Annotated in this window: 1 protein-coding gene; it reads right to left on the bottom strand. The window is 33.1% G+C overall.

The features are described 5' to 3' along the window. Positions 1-9 precede the first annotated feature (9 nt). The gene (locus H9650_RS20290; RefSeq protein WP_191698008.1) at positions 10-618 is read right to left on the bottom strand and encodes a histidine phosphatase family protein; all 609 of its coding nucleotides are present in this window, start codon (positions 616-618) and stop codon (positions 10-12) included. Positions 619-679: the final 61 nt, after the last annotated feature.

Below are 679 nucleotides of genomic sequence, written 5' to 3'. Positions count from 1 at the left end.
TTGACTTTCTTAAAAGTCATCGAAATCAGAGCTAATTTTATGAACATTTTGTTCAGATAACTTAAAGAAGGTACGTTGCGACACCTCAAGTTTTAGCGCCTCTTCTTTACTCAAATTACTATAAATTCCTCGAAGAACCCTCCCTGTTAGTCCATGAGAAACCACTATAACATTAGGTAAATTTTCTATGTCTTTAAACCAACTAGATAACCTCTTCACGACTGTATCATAACTTTCTCCATCAGGAGAATTAAAGTACCAATTATATAAATTTGTGTTCTTCATGTTATTTTTCCAACCGACTTCAATTTGTTCTAAAGTCAATCCTGCCCATGATCCAACAGCAACTTCACTTAAGCGAATATCAGTTTTAACCTTAGAAAACTCATAACCTATTGTTTCGCATATGATCTTGGTGCTTTCTACTGCTCTTCCAAGCGGACTTGAAATAATTTCCCACTCATTTGGATCTTTAATTAAACTTTTCAATATTCTTGCATTCATTTTGACCTGATTTATTCCATCTTCGGTTAATGTAGAGTCAAGTTCTCCTTGGTAACGTCCTTGAGTGTTATACTGGGTCTCTCCATGCCTAAATAAGTAAATTGTTTGATTCATATTCTCTCCCCCTTTTTCATTTTAAATTATTCTAAATAAAAATGAAAATATGAAATGACAT

Origin of the sequence: Psychrobacillus faecigallinarum, assembly GCF_014836595.1 — a bacterium.
In the GTDB taxonomy this organism is placed as follows: domain Bacteria; phylum Bacillota; class Bacilli; order Bacillales_A; family Planococcaceae; genus Psychrobacillus; species Psychrobacillus faecigallinarum.
This window is presented reverse-complemented; position numbering and strand designations above follow the sequence as displayed.

Bases quoted from the DNA above. Each gene is read 5' to 3' on its own strand.
- H9650_RS20290 (WP_191698008.1), bottom strand. From the start codon at position 618: ATGAATCAAACAATTTACTTATTTAGGCATGGAGAGACCCAGTATAAC.